The organism is Xanthomonas euvesicatoria pv. euvesicatoria (assembly GCF_020880415.1).
Lineage (GTDB): Bacteria > Pseudomonadota > Gammaproteobacteria > Xanthomonadales > Xanthomonadaceae > Xanthomonas > Xanthomonas euvesicatoria.
This window is the reverse complement of sequence record NZ_JAJIUJ010000038.1, coordinates 168,761-185,359: the sequence shown is the minus strand read 5'-3', so window position 1 is coordinate 185,359 and position 16,599 is coordinate 168,761. Positions and strand designations below refer to the sequence as shown.

Annotated in this window: 16 protein-coding genes and 1 other RNA gene; 6 read left to right on the top strand and 11 right to left on the bottom strand. The window is 65.9% G+C overall.

Going from position 1 to position 16,599, the window contains the following annotated elements:
* Positions 1-1,065, bottom strand: coding sequence for an S-methyl-5-thioribose-1-phosphate isomerase (mtnA, locus tag LN450_RS06850; RefSeq protein ID WP_011347031.1), 1,065 nt, complete (start codon positions 1,063-1,065; stop codon positions 1-3).
* 117 nt (positions 1,066-1,182) lie between these two features.
* On the opposite strand from mtnA, the gene LN450_RS06845 reads away from it, so the two are divergent.
* Positions 1,183-1,259: non-coding RNA, sX9 sRNA (locus LN450_RS06845), on the top strand.
* A 4-nt stretch (positions 1,260-1,263) separates the two neighbouring features.
* On the opposite strand, the gene LN450_RS06840 is transcribed toward LN450_RS06845, so the two are convergent.
* From LN450_RS06840 to ligA, 3 genes are all read right to left on the bottom strand, one after another.
* Complete coding sequence (locus LN450_RS06840; RefSeq protein WP_008576270.1) at positions 1,264-1,950, bottom strand: DUF3011 domain-containing protein; 687 nt, start codon at positions 1,948-1,950, stop codon at positions 1,264-1,266.
* A 108-nt stretch (positions 1,951-2,058) separates the two neighbouring features.
* Positions 2,059-3,021 (bottom strand): EF-P lysine aminoacylase EpmA, encoded by a 963-nt coding sequence (gene epmA, locus LN450_RS06835; protein ID WP_011347030.1) that lies wholly within the window; start codon positions 3,019-3,021, stop codon positions 2,059-2,061.
* The gene (gene ligA, locus LN450_RS06830) at positions 3,018-5,519 is read right to left on the bottom strand and encodes an NAD-dependent DNA ligase LigA (protein WP_011347029.1); all 2,502 of its coding nucleotides are present in this window, start codon (positions 5,517-5,519) and stop codon (positions 3,018-3,020) included. The genes epmA and ligA overlap by 4 nt, the downstream gene beginning before the upstream one ends.
* A 341-nt stretch (positions 5,520-5,860) precedes the next feature.
* Here ligA and LN450_RS06825 point away from each other — a divergent pair, with 341 nt between their 5' ends.
* Positions 5,861-6,985: a pyridoxal phosphate-dependent aminotransferase gene (locus tag LN450_RS06825; protein ID WP_011347028.1), complete on the top strand. Its 1,125-nt coding sequence runs from the start codon at positions 5,861-5,863 to the stop codon at positions 6,983-6,985.
* Positions 6,986-7,162: 177 nt separating this feature from the next.
* Here LN450_RS06825 and LN450_RS06820 read toward each other — a convergent pair whose 3' ends face one another.
* The 7 genes from LN450_RS06820 to LN450_RS06790 all read right to left on the bottom strand — a co-directional run bounded on the left by LN450_RS06820 (position 7,163) and on the right by LN450_RS06790 (position 14,116).
* A complete protein-coding gene (locus LN450_RS06820) occupies positions 7,163-7,546 on the bottom strand; it encodes a hypothetical protein (protein WP_008576274.1) in 384 nt (127 codons plus the stop codon).
* A gap of 6 nt (positions 7,547-7,552) precedes the next feature.
* Complete coding sequence (gene zipA, locus LN450_RS06815) at positions 7,553-8,284, bottom strand: cell division protein ZipA (protein WP_011347027.1); 732 nt, start codon at positions 8,282-8,284, stop codon at positions 7,553-7,555.
* A gap of 56 nt (positions 8,285-8,340) precedes the next feature.
* On the bottom strand, positions 8,341-11,844 hold the full coding sequence (gene smc / locus LN450_RS06810; protein WP_011347026.1) for a chromosome segregation protein SMC: 3,504 nt from the start codon (positions 11,842-11,844) through the stop codon (positions 8,341-8,343).
* Positions 11,845-12,053: 209 nt separating this feature from the next.
* Positions 12,054-12,503: a 50S ribosomal protein L9 gene (rplI, locus tag LN450_RS06805; protein ID WP_003485864.1), complete on the bottom strand. Its 450-nt coding sequence runs from the start codon at positions 12,501-12,503 to the stop codon at positions 12,054-12,056.
* Positions 12,504-12,690: 187 nt separating this feature from the next.
* On the bottom strand, positions 12,691-12,921 hold the full coding sequence (gene rpsR, locus LN450_RS06800; RefSeq protein WP_002804494.1) for a 30S ribosomal protein S18: 231 nt from the start codon (positions 12,919-12,921) through the stop codon (positions 12,691-12,693).
* 11 nt (positions 12,922-12,932) lie between these two features.
* Positions 12,933-13,364, bottom strand: coding sequence for a 30S ribosomal protein S6 (rpsF, locus tag LN450_RS06795; RefSeq protein ID WP_003485869.1), 432 nt, complete (start codon positions 13,362-13,364; stop codon positions 12,933-12,935).
* 413 nt (positions 13,365-13,777) lie between these two features.
* Entirely contained in the window at positions 13,778-14,116 is a 339-nt protein-coding gene (locus LN450_RS06790; RefSeq protein ID WP_007966300.1) for a HesB/IscA family protein, read from the bottom strand.
* 204 nt (positions 14,117-14,320) lie between these two features.
* On the opposite strand from LN450_RS06790, the gene asnS reads away from it, so the two are divergent.
* The 4 genes from asnS to LN450_RS06770 are packed head-to-tail and all read left to right on the top strand — an operon-like array spanning position 14,321 to position 16,599.
* Positions 14,321-15,715 carry an asparagine--tRNA ligase gene (asnS, locus tag LN450_RS06785; protein ID WP_011347025.1) on the top strand — a complete coding sequence of 465 codons (1,395 nt, stop codon included), beginning with the start codon at positions 14,321-14,323 and terminating at the stop codon, positions 15,713-15,715.
* A gap of 1 nt (position 15,716) precedes the next feature.
* On the top strand, positions 15,717-15,974 hold the full coding sequence (locus LN450_RS06780) for a hypothetical protein (RefSeq protein ID WP_029819147.1): 258 nt from the start codon (positions 15,717-15,719) through the stop codon (positions 15,972-15,974).
* Positions 15,971-16,276, top strand: a complete 306-nt coding sequence (locus tag LN450_RS06775; protein WP_008576283.1) for a hypothetical protein — start codon at positions 15,971-15,973, stop codon at positions 16,274-16,276. The genes LN450_RS06780 and LN450_RS06775 overlap by 4 nt, the downstream gene beginning before the upstream one ends.
* Entirely contained in the window at positions 16,273-16,599 is a 327-nt protein-coding gene (locus LN450_RS06770; RefSeq protein ID WP_008576284.1) for a hypothetical protein, read from the top strand. Before LN450_RS06775 ends, LN450_RS06770 begins: the two co-directional genes overlap by 4 nt.

Genomic DNA, 16,599 nt, shown 5'->3' with positions numbered 1-16,599 from the left:
TCAGGCGCCGAAGGCGGCCTGCATCCGCGCCAGGTCCGGCTGCGCGATCACGCCGCGTTCGGTGACGATTGCGTCGATCAGATCGCCCGGAGTGACGTCGAAAACCGGGTTCCAGGCATGGATGCCATCGGCCACCGTCCTGACCCCGCCCACGCCGAACAACTCGCCGGGATCGCGTTGCTCGATCTCGATCTGGTCCCCGCTGGCCGTTGCCATATCCACCGTGGACGACGGCGCCACCACCATGAATTTGACCCCGTGGTGGCGGGCGGCGATGGCCAGCTGGTAGGTGCCGATCTTGTTGGCGGTATCACCATTGGCGCAGATGCGATCGGCGCCGACGATCACCCACTGCACCAGTCCGGATTTCATCAGATGCGAGGCCGCCGAATCGGCGATCAGGGTGGCGTCGATACCGTCCTGCTGCAGCTCCCACACGGTCAGGCGTGCGCCCTGCAGCCACGGCCGGGTCTCTCCGGCGAACACCTTGGCAATGCGCTGTTGCGCCATGCCGGCGCGGATCACGCCCAGTGCGGTGCCAAAGCCGGCGGTGGCCAGCGAGCCGGTGTTGCAATGGGTGAGCACGCCGCTGCCAGGTGCGATCAACGCGGCGCCAAGCGCGCCCATGTGGCGGTTGGCGGCCAGGTCTTCATCGGCGATGGCCTGCGCCTCGCGCGCGATCACCTCGCGCCAGTCGGCGCCGGCCGCGCCCAGTACGCGGCGCATGCGCATCAGCGCCCAGGCCAGGTTGACGGCAGTCGGACGCGCCGCGTTGAGCCGCAGCAGCGCCGGCTCCAGCTTCTGCAGCGCAGCGCTGCCGTCGTCGGCAGCGATGTCGCGCGCGGCCAGCACCACGCCCCAACCTGCCGCGATGCCGATCGCCGGCGCACCGCGCACGGCCAGGGAATGGATCGCCTCGGCCACCGCGTCGCTGCTGTCGCAACGCACATGCGCCACCTCGAAGGGCAGCTTGCGTTGGTCGAGCAACTCAAGGGCATCGCCGGTCCACAGCAGTGGCCGGATGTGGTCGTAGCGGGCGTAATCGATATGGGCGCTGTCGTTCATGCGCCCATTGTAAGGCGCGCGCAGCGCCTGCGCCGTTGCACGACCGCGCGGCCTTGGCGCGGCGAACAAACCCACTGCGCAGCCGGCAGGCGGCCGCGGCCGGTGCCCGGAATCGGCAGGTACCACTCGTACACCTGCGCTGACGGCGCGTCGTCCCGACCCGCCTGACGACTGCGCGCGATGTCGTGTTGGCCGCTCTCAGTCGACGATGAACTCGGCGCGGCAGCCGTCGTTCACCCACACCCCGTCGCGGCTCCAGCCCCAGGTCTGGCCTTCCACGCAGGGCGTTTTGGACATCTGCCGGCCCAGGCGCACCGCACGTTCCACCGACACCCCGCAGGTGCGCCGCGCGCTTTTCTTCGATTCGCAGGTAACCATGCGCGGCACCGCGACGAAGCCGGAGCCATCTTCTGCGCCCACTTCGAATTCGCCGTCGCATCCACGCGAGACCCAGATTTCGTTGCGGCGAACGCCCCAGGTGCGCCCTTCCTTGCATGGCCACATCGAGCGTTGCCGCAGCAGCCGCACCGGCGCGCCCCGCAGCACCACCGGGCAGGCCACCGTGCCGCCGTTGGAATCGCAGCGCACCACGCGGCGCATCACGGTTGCGGTCTTCGCACGGGTCGCTGCGAATTCGGCGCGGCAGCCTTGTTCGACCCACACGCCGTCGCGTTCGACATCCCATTCGCTACCGCGGATGCAGCTGGTTTCGGAGAGCTGGCGCACCAGTTGCACGCCTTGGGCGGTGTCCATCGCGCAGTGCACGCGCGCCAGGTCCTTGGACTCGCAGCGCACCACGCCGGCTGCGCGGTCGGACGCGCGCGCATCGGCGAGCAGCAGCAGCGGCAAGCACCACAAACCGCATAAGCTGACCAGCCACTTCATGCCGACAATCCTCACCCCGAACGATCTTCGTCGCGCCCCCGTGGACGTGAAGATGAGAGCATCATCAATGTGAAGATAGCAATACGGCGCCAATGACAGCCAGATGACTCAGGCGCGGGCGAAGTCGAACGCCAGCACGTCGGCAATCTGCGTGGTGCCGCGCAAGGCCATCAACAGGCGATCCACGCCCACCGCCACACCGGCGCAGTCGGGCAACTGCGACAACACCGCCAGCAGGCGCTCGTCCAGCGGCAGCTGCGGCAATCCACGTGCCGCACGCACGGCGTTGTCGCGCACGAAGCGCGCACGCTGCTCCTGCGCATCGTTCAGTTCGTGATAGCCATTGGCCACCTCGAAACTGCCCAGATACAGCTCGAAGCGCTCGGCGACCGGCGGGTCGTCGTGGCGGATCCGCGCCAACGCACACTGACTGGCCGGCCAATCGTGCACCACCGTCAGAGTGTCGGCGGCAAAGCCCGGCTGGATGCGATGGGTCATCAGCAGGTCCAGCCAATCGTCGCGGGTCAGACCCACAGGATCGATCGCCACGTCATGCAAGGCAGCGCGTAGCGTTTCGATCGGGTCGCACAATGGGTCGATGCCCAACGCCTGCACAAAGAGCGCGCGATACGTCAGCACCTGCACCCTCGCCTGGCGCCCGACCAGCGCCAGCGCGCGACGCACCAGTTCGATGGTCTCCTGCGCCAGGCTGCGATCGTTCCAGCCCACCCGATACCATTCGAGCATGCTGAACTCGGGGTTGTGGCGGCCACCGGCCTCGCCGTTGCGAAACACCCGCCCCAGTTCGTAGCAATCGCCCAGGCCGGCGGCTAGCAGGCGTTTGAGCGGATACTCCGGCGATGTACGCAACCAGCGCAGCGGCGCGCCAGCATCGACATGACCGGTGAAGCGCGTACTGAAACTTTCGATATTCGGTTCTGTATTGCCGGCCTCCGAAAGCACCGGCGTTTCCACTTCCAGCACGCCGCGTTCGGCGAAGAAGTCGCGGATCGTGGCGTTGAGCCGCGCCCGCAACTGCAGCGCGGCCAGATCCAACTGCGCCGTGCTCATGGCTGTTGGCCGTGGTCGCCCAGGAAGGCCAGCAGACGCGCTTCGCCCCAGATCTCCACGCCAAGCGACTGCGCCTTGTCGAGCTTGGAACCGGCTTCTTCGCCGGCCACCAGAAATGCCGTCTTCTTGGAGACGCTACCGGCGACCTTGGCGCCCAATGCTTCGAGCCGCTGCTTGGCCGCATCGCGTGTCAGCGCAGCCAGGGTCCCGGTGATGACCACGGTCTGGCCATCGAGCGGGCCGGTCTGCAGCGCATCGGCTTGGGGCAGACGCGCCAGCACGGTTTCCATCGCCTGCTGCGCCGCATTCGCGAGCGCAGTGTTTTCGGGGCGATCCAGCCATTGCAGCAATGCGGCCACCACGGGTGCCGGAACGCCGGCCTGCTGCAAGGCATCGGCACCGGCCGTGCGCAGCGCAGCGAACGAATCCACCGACGCGGCAAGCTGCTGCGCGCGCACCGGCGTCACCTTGGGAATGTCCATGTCTTCCAGCACGCTGGCAAAACTCAGCGCCTCGCGCAGCTTGGGCGAAGGTGGATGCGTATCGCCGATGCGCACGCCACGCTGCAGCAGGTCATCGATGGCCTGCTGATTGCCGGCCTGATCGAAGAAGTGCCCAAGCGAACGCGCCACTTCGCCGCCGATGTCCGGCACGCGCTTGAACAGCGGCCACGGCAGATGCCGGATCAATTCCAGATCGCCGAACCAGGCCGACAACGCCTTGGCCGTGCTTTCGCCCACATGCTCGATACCCAGCGCAAACAGGAAACGCTCCAGCGTGGTGTCGCGCGATGTTTCGATCGCCTCGATCAGATTCTCCGCCCACTTGGTGGCGATCTTCTTGCGGTTCCAGTCGAAGCGCGGCAAGCCTGCGCGCAGCAGATCGGCCTGCCAGGTCTGCGGCACGTCGCGCTCGCCGGCCAGGTCCACGCCGATGCCGACCACGCTGGTTTCCAGCTGCGCATATGCGCCGCTGGCCAGATGCTCGCGCGCCTCGCGCAAGAACGCGTGCGGACTCTCGGCCGTGCTGATCAGGCGCAATTGCAGCAGCTGATCCACGCTTAGCAGATACAGGTCGGCCACGCCTTTCACCAGGCCACTGTCGACCAGCACTTCGATGAATTTTTCGCCCAGGCCGTCCACATCCATCGCGCGCCGCGAGACAAAATGCCGGAACGCCTCCTTGCGCTGCGCCGGGCAGGTCAACTCGCCGGAACAGCGCCAGACCGCCTGACCTTCTTCGCGCACGATCTGCGAACCGCACACCGGGCATTGCGTCGGCATCTGCCAGGCCTGGGTACCGGGCGGGCGCTGGTCGGCCACCACAGCGGCCACTTCAGGAATGACGTCCCCGGCGCGGCGCACGATCACCGTGTCGCCCACGCGCACATCCAGCCGCGCGATCTGGTCGGCATTGTGCAGCGTGGCATTGGTGACGATCACCCCGGCCACATGCACCGGCTTCAGGCGCGCCACCGGCGTGGCCGCACCGGTGCGGCCGATCTGGATCTCGATCGCCTCCACCGTGGTGGACTGCTCCTGTGCGGGGAACTTGTGCGCAATCGCCCAACGCGGCGCGCGCGAGACGAAGCCCATTTCGCGTTGCCCGGCCAGATCGTCGAGCTTGTACACCACGCCATCGATATCGAAGGCCAGCCCATCGCGTGCGGCACCGATGCGCTGGTAATACGCCAGCAGACCATCGCTGCCCTGCACCACCTCGACCAGCGCGCTGACCGGAAAGCCCCACGCACGCAGTTGCGCCAGGATCGCCGAATGGGTCTGCGGCAATGCGCCTTCGCTCACTTCGCCGACGCCGTAGGCAAAGAAGCTCAGCGGGCGCTGCGCGGTGATGCGCGCATCCAGCTGGCGCAGCGAGCCGGCCGCGCCATTGCGCGGGTTGGCCAGCACCTTGCCGCCCTGCGCACGCATCTGTGCGTTGTAGGCTTCGAACGCGGCGCGCGGCATATAGACCTCGCCGCGCACTTCCAGCACCTGCGGCCAGCCCTCGCCGCGCAGCCGCAATGGAATCGCCTTGACGGTGCGCAGGTTGGCGCTGACATCCTCGCCGGTGGCGCCATCGCCGCGCGTGGCGCCCTGCACGAACTCGCCATTCTCGTAGCGCAGGCTGATCGCCAGGCCATCGAGCTTGGGTTCGGCCGAAAACAGCGGTTGCTTGACCTCCAGCCGCTCGCTGATGCGCCGCACGAACTCGGTCACTTCCTCCTCGCTGAACGCATTGCCCAACGACAGCATCGGCAAGGCATGCCGCACTTCGGCAAATCGCGAGGCGGCCAGATGGCCGACGCGCTGGGTTGGCGAATCGGCACTGGCCAATTCCGGGTGCGCGCGCTCCAAGGCCTCCAGCTCGCGCATCAACTTGTCGTAATCGGCGTCGGCCATCTGCGGCTCGTCGAGCACGTGATACCGGTAGTTGGCGTCTTCGATGCGACGGCGCAGGGCATCGATGCGCTGAGCGGGATCCGGGCTGGCAGTCATACGATCGCAAGGCTGGCTCTGGGCCGCCTATTCTAACGGGCCATGCCGATGCCAAGGTCAGCGGTGTGGGTGCCGTTCGCGATGATTGAGCGATGCCTGCGATGGATGAAGTCGTTTGCGTCGATGCGCACCGGGCGCGCCAGCACCCATTCGCATCCGGGCTGGACAACGGGCCCGGCAGGAGCACGGCCATTACAGCCAGCCACCGTCACGCCACCTGTCTCTGCCGTCCAACGCCTGCAAGCATGCGTCGAACAGTTTTATGGCAATTCCCCGATAGGCAGATAGACACAAACCCGCTAGCGTGGCGCCCTCTTTGCCCGCCGCCTATGGAGTTCGCCGTGTCGTTGCCCGTCTCGCGCCGTTCGTTTCTCAGCCTCGCTACCACCGGCGTGGCGGTTTCCGCACTGGGGCTGGCACCCGCAGCCGAAGCGGCCCGCAAGCGCGCCGCGGCGGCGGCAACGCCGGGCGTGGCCGCGGCGGCCGGCACGGTCTACCTCAACCTCAACGAGCATCCGCTCGGGCCTGCCCCGGCCGCCTTGGACGCTGCCACCCGTTCGCTGGCACGCTCGGGCCGCTACCTGCTCGAGATGGAGCAGGATCTGCGTAACCTGATGACCGGCGAGCTGCAGCTGCCCAACGATCATCTGTCGTTATTCCCCGGGTCGCGGGACGCGCTGAACCGTGCCGGCAGCCTGTTCACGTCCGCGCGTGCAGGGCTGGTGGTGGCCGACCCGAGCTTCGACCCGTTGATCGAAAGCGCCACCGCCCGCGGCGTGGCCGTACGCAAGGTGCCGCTGCGTGCCGATGGCGCGCATGACGTCAAGGCGATGGCCAAGGCCGACCCGACTGCCGGCATGCTGTATCTGTGCAACCCCGGCAACGCCACCGGCGCCATCACCCCGCGCGCCGACATCGAATGGTTGCTGGCCAACAAACCGGCCAGCGCCGTGCTGGTGGTCGACGAGGCGTACATCCACTACAGCAACGAGCCCTCGGTGGCCGATCTGGTGCGTCAGCGCCAGGATCTGATCGTGCTGCGCAGCTTCTCCAAGCTCTACGGCATGGCCGGCCTGCGCCTGGGCGCCGCCCTGGCCCCGCCCGGCCTGCAGACCAAACTTGCCGCTTTCGGCAGCAACCCGGTGTCGGTTCCGGCAATGGCCGCCGGTATCGCCAGCCTGCGCGACCCGCTGCTGGTGCAGACCCGCCGCGCCGAGAACGCCCGGGTGCGCGAGGAGACCATCGCCTGGCTCAAGGGCAAGGGCTACACCTGCCTGCCCTCGCAAGCCAACTGCTTCCTGCTGGACGTCAAGCGCGATGCGAGCGTGTTCGCCGATTCGATGCAAAAGCAGGGCGTCATCGTCGGCCGCAGCTGGCCGATCTGGCCCAAGCGCGTGCGCGTCAGCGTGGGGACCGAAGCGGAAATGCTGCGCTTCCGCGAGGCATTCGGGAAAGCCAAGCGTTGAGCACTCAGTACTGAATGGTAGATCCTTCTCCACTCGGGACATTGTCCTCCTTCATGGGGGAGAAGGTGCCCCGAAGGGGTGGATGAGGGTGCGAGCGACGCCTGGCGTTGTCCGGCTGCACGAGGGCTTCGCCCCGTACCCTCACCCCCTCTCCCGCAGGAGAGGGGCTTAAAGTTCCTAGCGATCCAACCCATCAGGCTCCGGTGCGCGCAGCGTGCGGCGGATCCACAGATAGCTGATGACGAAGGTCAGCGCCATCGAGCCGGCGTTCCACAACAGCAGCTCGTGCAGTAGCGGCGGGCCTTGCAGGATGTGCAGGTAATAGCGGCGATCCAGCAGCGCGATGGCGTGCGGCATGAACACGCTGACGAAAGGCGTCGGCACCGGCGCGACCAGCAACGTGATCGCGGCAGCAAAGCCCACGACCACCCAGGGCGAATGTCGCGGCCTTTTGCGCAGGCGCGCGGCGATCCTGGTGAAGATCCACAACAACGGCATCGCCAAGATCGCCCACAGCACCAGCAGCAATGCCACCGCCAACACGCCCTGCAGGCTCAACATGTCAACTCACCAGCGCGGCGACTTGGTCAGCGGCGGTGCCTGGTGCTGGCGATCGTAGGCGCGCAGTTCGTCGCGGATATGCGCAACACGCTGGCGGCCCAACGCATTGCGGCTGTCGTCCAAAACGACGCCATCCAGCAGCTCGGCCATGCGCTGCACGGTGGGCAGCATTTTTTCCCAGGCGTCGAGCGCAGTCATCGGTGCCGGCAGCGTGAGGAAGAACGCAATCGCCGGCGTCTGCATCTCGCGGATGTTGGCCATGTCGAAACTGCCGGGCTTGAGGATGCTGGCCATGCTGAAGATCGGCCCGCGCTCCGGATGGCCTTCCACCAGGCGGTGGAACACGTTCATGTGGCCGAACACCAGCCCGGTCTTCTCTGCGGCCACCACCACATCTTCGCCGCGCAGCACCTGGCCCGCCTTGGCGGCCACGAACAACGACACGATCTTGTCGAAATCCTGGTTCGGGCGCTTGCCGACCTCGTTACCGCCGGAAGCATCCTGCCCTTCCAGGTTGAGCTCGCTCTGCTCGACGCCTTCTGCGCGTTCTGCAGCGTCATCCTCCACACCAAACTCGCTGGAAATCACCGGCTCGCGCCGTTCGCGCGGCTGGCCCTCGTCCTTGTCGACCCGGCGCCCTTGCGGCGATTTCTTCGGGCGACCAAACAGGAAGATGGCCGCGACCAGCAGCAGTCCAGCGATCAGGATCCCGATCCGGATCATGGCCATGTCGGACATTCAGCGTGCCTCCGCATAAGAGTGACAGGTGTCGTTATTCCAACAAGCATGGCACGTCATGCCGCACCCGCCAAACGTGCGGCCTCTTCCAAGTCCACGCTGACCAGACGGCTGACGCCCGGCTCGCGCATGGTCACGCCGGAGAGCTGGCGCGCGGCTTCCATCGTGGCCTTGTTGTGGCTGACGAACAGGAACTGCACCTTTTCGCTCATCTCGCGCACCATGTTGGCAAGACGGCCGACATTGGCTTCGTCCAGCGGCGCGTCCACTTCGTCGAGCAGGCAGAACGGCGCCGGGTTGAGCTGGAAGATCGCAAACACCAGCGCCACCGCAGTCATTGCCTTCTCGCCGCCGGAAAGCAGCGAAATGCTCGACACGCGCTTGCCCGGCGGGCGCGCCATGATGGTGACGCCGGTGTCGAGCAGGTCTTCGCCGGTGAGTTCCAGATACGCATGGCCGCCGCCGAACAGGCGCGGGTACAGCGCCTGCACGCCGGAGTTGACGCGGTCGAAGGTGTCCTTGAAGCGGCCGCGGGTCTCGCGATCGATCTTGCGAATGGCTTCTTCCAGCGTTTCCAGCGCGGTGTTGAGATCCAGGTTCTGCGCGTCCAGGTATTCGGAGCGTTGCGCGGCCTCGCCGTACTCCTGGATGGCGGCCAGGTTCACCGGCTCCAGGCGACGCATGCGCGCGTCGATCTGGCCAACGGCCGCTTCCCATTCGGCCACGTTGGCCGCCTCGGGCAACCCGTTGACCACGTCTTCCAGCACGAAGCCCGCCTTGACCACCGCCGCTTCCAGTTGCTCGGCATTGAGCACCAGCGCCTGTTGATCGAGCTTGCGTTGCGAAATGCGCTCGCGCTGCGCCAGCGCTTGTTCGTCGCGTTGTTGGCGGGTCTGTTCGAAGCTGCGCAGCTCGCTGTCGATGCTGTCGAGCAGGGTGCGCGCTTCGCCCAGCGCGCGCTCGGTGCGCACGCGTTCGCTCAACGCGGCCTGATGTTCGTGTTCCAGTGTTTCCACCGGCGAATCGCCTTCGCTCAGCTGGGCGACCAGATCTTCCAGGCGCGTATCGAGCTGCCCGCGCTGGCTGTCCATGCGTTCCAGGGTCTGGCTCAGCGATGCGATCTGGGTGCGTTGCGACTCCAGCGTCAGCGCCAATGCATGCATCGCATCGCGCACGCCGCGCGCGGCATCGCGCGCCTGATCGCGTGCATCGGTGAGTTGACGGCGCTCGCTTTCCAGCGCTTCGCGCGTACCCTGCAGATCGCCCATCAAGGTGACCGCATCTTCGAGTTTTGCGCGCGCCTCGCGGGCCTGCTCGCGGCTGGTGTCCAGCGTTTCCAGCAGTTGCGCCAATTCGGTTTCGATGCGCTCGATGCGCGTGCGCGCCGCCTCGACCTTGCCCTGCTGACTCTGCAATTGCCCGGCCAGTTCGGAAACGCTGCGGTGCGCCATGTACAGCTGGCGCTGCGCGTCTTCGCGCTGCTGCTCTGCCGCCAGCGATTGTTCGCGAAAGCTGGAGAGCTGATGTTCAAGCTCGGCTTCGCGCTCCTGCAAGGTTTCGATCTGCGTACGCAGTTCTTGAATCTCGCGCTCACGCAGCAACGCGCCCTGCTTGGCCGCGCCCGAGCGCGAGACGCGCACCCAACCCTCGCCCAGCCGCTCGCCAGTGCGGGTGATCACCGAATCGCCTTCGGGCAGGCTGCGTTGCAGCGTGCGCGCAGCGTCCAGATCCTCGGCGGTGTGCAGACGCGCAAGCAGGCGACGGATCGCGATCGGCCCCTGCACCTTGGCGGCCAGCGAGGTCGGCGCGAAGCTCGCATTGTCAGTGGCACTGGACACCAGCGCGATGCGACCATCGCCCAACTCGCCCAGCGCGTCGACCAGTTGCTCCGGCGCCTCCACCAGCACGCCTTCGATCAACTGCCCCAAGGCGCCTTCGACCGCGTTTTCCCAGCCACTCTCGACGCTGATGCGCTCGCCCACGCGCGCGGCCGAATCCAGTCCGCGCGACTTCAGCCACGCCACTGCGGCGCCCTGCTCCTGGCCGAGCGCGGCCTGCTGCAGGGTTTCCAGCGACGACAGCCGGCCACGCGCAGCCTGCGCCTGTTTGCGCACTTCGGCCAGCTCGCCCTGGCTGGCGCGTTGCTGTTCCTGCAGCCCAGCGAGCGCGTGCTTGCGCGCCTCGACCTGCTCGGTCAGGCCGTCCAGCGAGGTCTTCTGGGTTTCATGGCGCAGTTCGATCTGCTCGAACGCCTCGGCCAATGCGTCCAGGTCCAGCCCGGCACGCTCGTTGACCAGTGCTTCGCGGCGGCGGTCGGCTTCCAGTGCCTGGCGGTCCAGATAATCGACGCGCGTGCGCTCCACTTCACCGGCACGCGAGGCTTCGCCGGTGTCGCGGTTATGGGTTTCCCAGCGCTGCTGCCAGTCGGCCAGCCGCGCTTCGGCTTCGCGTAGCGACTCCTGGCGGAATTCGTGGTCTTCGCGCAGTTGCTCCAGTTGCGGTTCGGCAGCGGCGACCGCTTCGCGCAGCACGCTCAATTTGGCCGAGTCGCCGCTGATGTGCTGGGTCAATTCCTGCAGCTGGCTCTGCGCCTCATCGCGCGCCTTGTGCAAGCGATGCGAGAGTTCGCGTTGGTGCTGGATCTGCTGCTCGATACGCGCCAACGCGCCACCGACCTGGTAGACGTCGGCTTGTGCCTTGGCCACCGCTTCGGCGGCTTCTTCGCGGCGCACGCGGCCGGTCTCGATGCGTGCTTCGGCATCGCGTTGCTCGGCAATCAATTGCTGCAGGCGTGTCTCTTCCTGATTCAACTTCTCGCGCAGGCCCTGCAACCGACCATCCAGACCGCGGTATTCCAGCGCCTTCCACTCGGCGTCCTTGATCCGGCGCTCTTCCTGCAGTGCCTGGTACTGCTCGGCCTGCCGCGCCTGGCGCTGCAGATGCGCCAACTGCTTGGTGATTTCTTCGCGCAGGTCGCTCAGACGGTCGAGGTTTTCGCGCGTATGCCGAATACGCGTCTCGGTTTCCTTGCGGCGCTCCTTGTACTTGGAAATGCCGGCGGCTTCTTCCAGATAGACGCGCAGGTCTTCCGGGCGCGCTTCGATGATCTGGCTGATCATGCCCTGCTCAATGATCGAGTAGCTGCGCGGCCCAAGGCCGGTGCCCAGGAACAGATCGGTGATGTCGCGGCGCCGGCACTTGGTGCCATTGAGGTAGTAGGCGCTATTGCCGTCGCGGCTGACCAGGCGCTTGACCGAGATCTCGTTGAACGAGGCGAACTCGCCACTGATGGTGTGGTCGGAGTTGTCGAAGATCAGCTCCACCGTCGCCTGCGATACCGGCTTGCGTGCCGAAGAGCCGGAAAAGATCACGTCGGTCAGCGAATCGCCACGCAGGCGGCTGGCCGAGCTTTCGCCCATCACCCAGCGCACCGCGTCGATGATGTTGGACTTGCCGCAACCATTGGGGCCGACGATGCCGGTCATGTTGGTGGGCAGGTGCAACGTGGTCGGGTCGACGAACGACTTGAAACCGGACAGCTTGATCGTGGACAGGCGCATGGGGGCTGGAGATTCCGGGCACCGCGCGGACGAAGCCGGCAGGTACTTTTCCTGTGAAGCCAGCGCCCAAGCCCTTGATCCATAAGATCCGCGGGCCGTGGAACCGGCAATGGGGCATGAGTATAACGGGCATGCCCGCACTGGCGGCGGCACCCCAAAAACGAAGGGCGCCTAACAAGGCGCCCTTCGGGTGACACATGTGGCCTGGATCAGGCGTCGGATTCGACGATGACCTTGACCGTGGTTTCCACATCTGCGTGCAGGTGCAGCACAACGTCGTATTCGCCGACATTGCGGAATGCGCCTTCGCCCAGGATCACTTCGCTCTTTTCCAGCGGCAGGCCGGCGGCGGTGAACGCCTCGGCGATGTCGCGCGGGCCAACCGAGCCGTACAGCTTGCCTTCGGTCGATGCATGCGCACCGATGGTGACGCTGGCGCCCTCGAACTTGGTGGCGCGGCTCTGTGCCTCGGCCAGGATGCTGTTGGCCTTGGCTTCGTACTCGGCGCGCTTGGTTTCGAACGCTTCAACGTTGGCAGCGGTAGCCGGCACGGCCTTGCCCTGCGGCACGAGGAAGTTGCGGCCGTAACCCGGCTTGACGCTGACCTTGTCGCCCAGGTTGCCCAGGTTGGTCACTTTCTGCAGAAGAATCAGATCCATGGTGTTACTCCGTTATTCGTTAGCGCCGGCATGTGGCGGGCGCAACGGGTGCCGTCCGAAAAGACGGGATTCGGGAATCGGGATTCGGGAATCGTAAAAGCACGATTAACACCGCATCTCGAATGACCGGCCTCTATATTTTTAATTACCCGCACACGGATGTGCGGGCTCTTCCGAGGGACTCGGATTAAACGTCGTGGTTGTCCGTGTACGGGATCAGCGCCAGGAAACGTGCGCGCTTGACGGCCGTGGCCAGCTGGCGCTGGTACTTGGACTTGGTACCGGTCACGCGGCTCGGCACGATCTTGCCGTTCTCGGTGAGGTACTGACGCAGGGTGTTGAGATCCTTGTAGTCGATCTCTTTGACGCCCTCGGCGGTGAACTTGCAGAACTTGCGACGACGGAAGAACTTGGACATGACAGCGCTCCTTAAGCGGCTTCGGCGTTGTCGCCGTCGTTATCGTTGGCGGCGGGCGCTTCGCCCTCTTCGTCGTCACGACGACGACGCTCGCTACGCTCGGGCTTGTCGCCCTTCTCGTCCTTGCTCTTCATGATCAGCGACTGCTCGGTGTCGGCGCCATCGCGCTTGACGACCAGGTGACGCAGCACCGCATCGTTGAAGCGGAAGCTTTCCACCAGCTCGCTCAGCACGGCCTGGTCGACTTCGATGTTGAGCAGCACGTAGTGCGCCTTCACCAGGTTCTGGATCGGGTAGGCCAGCTGACGACGGCCCCAGTCTTCCAGGCGGTGGATGGTGCCGTTACCGCCCTCGATCAGCGACTTGTAGCGCTCGATCATGGCCGGGACCTGCTCGCTCTGGTCCGGATGGACCAGGAACACGACTTCGTAATGACGACTCATGTTGTTTTACCTTTCGGATGTGGCCACGTGGGCCGGACAGCTCCCCGGTGGTCCGCGCAAGCGGCCGGTGGAGCAAGGGTTTCCGCCCGGAATCGGGCAGGAAGCAGGAAGCAGGAAAGTATGGCAGATCAGATGCTTAGCCGCAACAGACCGGGCAAGGGTACTTTCAAAGCCCCTCTCCTGCCGGGGCTCCAAGGCGCGGTCTGCGCGCCACTGGCGCGCGTGGCTTGGAGCGCCCGCGCTGCAAGCGCGGGCTGGGGCGCAGAGCGGGGGTTGGGGTGAGGATACGGGGCAAAGCCACTCGTGTCGTTCAACCACGCGAAGCTTCGCCCGTCCCCTCATCCGACCCTTTTGGGGCAGCCTCTCCCGGTGGGAGAAGGAAACACTCCAGCGCCGCTTGGCTCAGGTCGCGCTCAGCGATGCTCGTCCGCGGTGGTGAAGCTCTCCCCGCAGCCGCATTCGGCCGTGGCGTTGGGATTGCTGAAGGTGAAGGTCTCGCTCAGGCCGTGCTTGCCGAAGTCGATGCAGGTGCCATCCACCAGCGGCAGGCTGGCGGGGTCGACGAAGATGCGTACCCCGCCCTGCTCGAAGACCGCGTCGTCGTCGCGCGCCTCGCGTGCCAGGTCGGTGACGTGGCCCCATCCGGAACAACCGGTCTTGGTCACGCCAAAGCGCAGACCCAACGCACCCGGGGTCTGCTGCACGAAACGCTGCACGCGCTCCAGCGCGGCGGGGGTGAGGCTGACGGCCATGAGGGCACTCCGAAACAGTGGTGGCAAGTATAGCGAGGCCGCAACAACCGGGCAGAACGCTGAGTGGCGGCGTCCGCAACAGATGGGGGCAGCCTGCGCCTGCGACAAGCGCCGCCGTCGGCACGCGGTTCAGATGCTCGCGCCGGCGCGGCCGCAGCCAGTAAACTCGCAGGCCATTCAAGGTCGCTACGGCGAGGAACAGTCATGACGGTGGTCAGCGTTGAACATGCGCTTGCGGGAAAGCTCCCGGAAGGCGGCGAAGTCACGGTACGGGGGTGGGTGCGCACCTTGCGCGGATCTGCCGGACTGGCCTTCATCAACGTGACCGACGGCTCGTGCTTCGCTCCGATCCAGGTGGTGGCCAACGACACGCTGCCCAATTTCGACGAGATCAAGCGGCTGACCAGCGGCTGCTCGCTGATCGCCAAGGGCGTACTCGTCAAGTCGCAGGGCAAGGGCCAGTCGTTCGAGATCCAGGCCAGCGGCGTGGAGATCGTCGGTTGGGTCGAAGACCCGTTGACGTACCCAATCCAGCCCAAGCCGATGACGCCGGAATTCCTGCGTGAAGTGGCGCATCTGCGCCCGCGCACCAACCTGTTCGGTGCGGTGACCCGCATCCGCAACTGCTTGGCGCAGGCGGTGCACCGCTTCTTCCATCAGAACGGATTCAACTGGATCAGCACGCCGATCATCACCACCTCCGATGCCGAAGGTGCCGGGCAGATGTTCCGCGTCTCCACGCTGGACATGGTCAACCTGCCACGCGATGCCAGCGGCAATGTGGATTTCAGCCGTGATTTCTTCGGCAAGGAAACCTTTCTGACCGTGTCCGGCCAGCTCAACGTGGAGGCTTACTGCCTGGCGCTGAGCAAGGTCTACACCTTCGGCCCGACCTTCCGTGCCGAGAACAGCCACACCACGCGCCATCTGGCCGAGTTCTGGATGATCGAGCCGGAAATCGCCTTTGCCGATCTTGCCGAAGACGCACGCCTGGCTGAGCAGTTCCTCAAATACCTGTTCCGCGCGGTGCTCGATGAGCGTGGCGACGACCTGGCGTTCCTGGCCGAGCGCGTGGACAAGAACGCAATCACCAAGCTCGAAGCGTTCATCAATGCACCGTTCGAGCAGATCGACTACACAGAGGCGGTAAAGCTGCTGCAGAACTCCGGCAAGAAGTTCGATTTCCCGGTGGAATGGGGCCTGGACCTGCAGACCGAGCACGAGCGCTGGCTCACCGAAGAACACATCGGCCGCCCGGTGGTGGTGACCAATTACCCCGAGCACATCAAGGCGTTCTACATGCGCTTGAACGATGACGGCAAGACCGTTGCGGCGATGGACGTGCTGGCGCCGGGCATCGGCGAAATCATCGGCGGCAGCCAGCGTGAAGAACGCCTGGACGTGCTGGACGCGCGCATGGCGCAGTTCGGCCTGGATAAGGAGCACTACAGCTGGTATCGCGATTTCCGTCGCTACGGCTCGGTGCCGCATGCCGGCTTCGGCCTGGGCTTCGAGCGGCTGGTGGTGTACGTGTGCGGGTTGAGCAACATCCGCGACGCGATCCCCTACCCGCGTGCGCCAGGCAGCGCGGAGTTCTGAGGTGAGCTTGCCGGCCGCCGTCCCCCTGCTGCAATCGCTGGCCTTCTGGCTAGCGGCGATCATGGCCGGGCTGACGGCGGTACGGAGCGTGTTGCTGGCGCGGCTGGCAGCGCGCCAACTGGAGCCGCAACGCTGGTGGCAGACCGACGCCGCGCGCGCCGCAACCCGGCATGCCACCGGTCCAATGCGTTGGTCCATCGCCGCGTTGGTCATCGGCGCGACACTCCCCAAACTCGCACTCCTGCTGGCGGCCACATGACCCTGTTCTTCGCACTGTGTTTTGTGGGTGTCGCCGTCGCCGGGTTGACCGCGCTGCTGATCTTCTGGCCGCTGACCCTGGTGCACATGCGCGACCGCCACCCGGAGGCATTGGCCAGCTTCGGCGACCCTGCCTTCATCAGCCCTGTGGCGTTGCGCTGGTTATTGGCGCGCCGTTACCGCAGCTACCGCGACACTGCGCTGTCCGGTCTGGCCACACCCGCCTGGCTCTCGCTGCTCACCATCTTTTTCGGCCTGGGCATGGCGGCCCTGCTCGGCCTGCTTTCCAAGGTAATGCAATGACCACTTACGAAGACACCCTGCAGGGCGCCCGCGACTCCTGGTGGCTGGCCACGATCGGCCGCACGCTGATCTGGGCGCGCCTGCGCGTCAACGAAGCCGGCACCGCCGAGGTACTGGACAGCGACGGCAAGACGCTGCCCTACGACAGCGAAGACAGCGCACGCGCAGCCTTGTTCGATGCCGAATTCGTGGCACTGGAAGGGCTGGACGAGGAAGACGCGCTCATCCGCGGCTTTTCGCTGCATGAAGTCTCGCCGCCCCAAGGTAACGACGATGCCGAGCTGCGTGCGCGCATGGTCGTGAACATGGGCGGCCGCGCCTGA

What these genes read in the sequence shown, in the direction of transcription:
- mtnA (WP_011347031.1), bottom strand. Translation starts at nt 1,065, where the DNA reads ATGAACGACAGCGCCCATATCGATTACGCCCGCTACGACCACATCCGG.
- LN450_RS06840 (WP_008576270.1), bottom strand. Translation starts at nt 1,950, where the DNA reads ATGAAGTGGCTGGTCAGCTTATGCGGTTTGTGGTGCTTGCCGCTGCTG.
- epmA (WP_011347030.1), bottom strand. Translation starts at nt 3,021, where the DNA reads ATGAGCACGGCGCAGTTGGATCTGGCCGCGCTGCAGTTGCGGGCGCGG.
- ligA (WP_011347029.1), bottom strand. Translation starts at nt 5,519, where the DNA reads ATGACTGCCAGCCCGGATCCCGCTCAGCGCATCGATGCCCTGCGCCGT.
- LN450_RS06820 (WP_008576274.1), bottom strand. Translation starts at nt 7,546, where the DNA reads ATGTTGAGCCTGCAGGGCGTGTTGGCGGTGGCATTGCTGCTGGTGCTG.
- zipA (WP_011347027.1), bottom strand. Translation starts at nt 8,284, where the DNA reads ATGTCCGACATGGCCATGATCCGGATCGGGATCCTGATCGCTGGACTG.
- smc (WP_011347026.1), bottom strand. Translation starts at nt 11,844, where the DNA reads ATGCGCCTGTCCACGATCAAGCTGTCCGGTTTCAAGTCGTTCGTCGAC.
- rplI (WP_003485864.1), bottom strand. Translation starts at nt 12,503, where the DNA reads ATGGATCTGATTCTTCTGCAGAAAGTGACCAACCTGGGCAACCTGGGC.
- rpsR (WP_002804494.1), bottom strand. Translation starts at nt 12,921, where the DNA reads ATGTCCAAGTTCTTCCGTCGTCGCAAGTTCTGCAAGTTCACCGCCGAG.
- rpsF (WP_003485869.1), bottom strand. Translation starts at nt 13,364, where the DNA reads ATGAGTCGTCATTACGAAGTCGTGTTCCTGGTCCATCCGGACCAGAGC.
- LN450_RS06790 (WP_007966300.1), bottom strand. Translation starts at nt 14,116, where the DNA reads ATGGCCGTCAGCCTCACCCCCGCCGCGCTGGAGCGCGTGCAGCGTTTC.
- asnS (WP_011347025.1), top strand. Translation starts at nt 14,321, where the DNA reads ATGACGGTGGTCAGCGTTGAACATGCGCTTGCGGGAAAGCTCCCGGAA.
- LN450_RS06775 (WP_008576283.1), top strand. Translation starts at nt 15,971, where the DNA reads ATGACCCTGTTCTTCGCACTGTGTTTTGTGGGTGTCGCCGTCGCCGGG.
- LN450_RS06770 (WP_008576284.1), top strand. Translation starts at nt 16,273, where the DNA reads ATGACCACTTACGAAGACACCCTGCAGGGCGCCCGCGACTCCTGGTGG.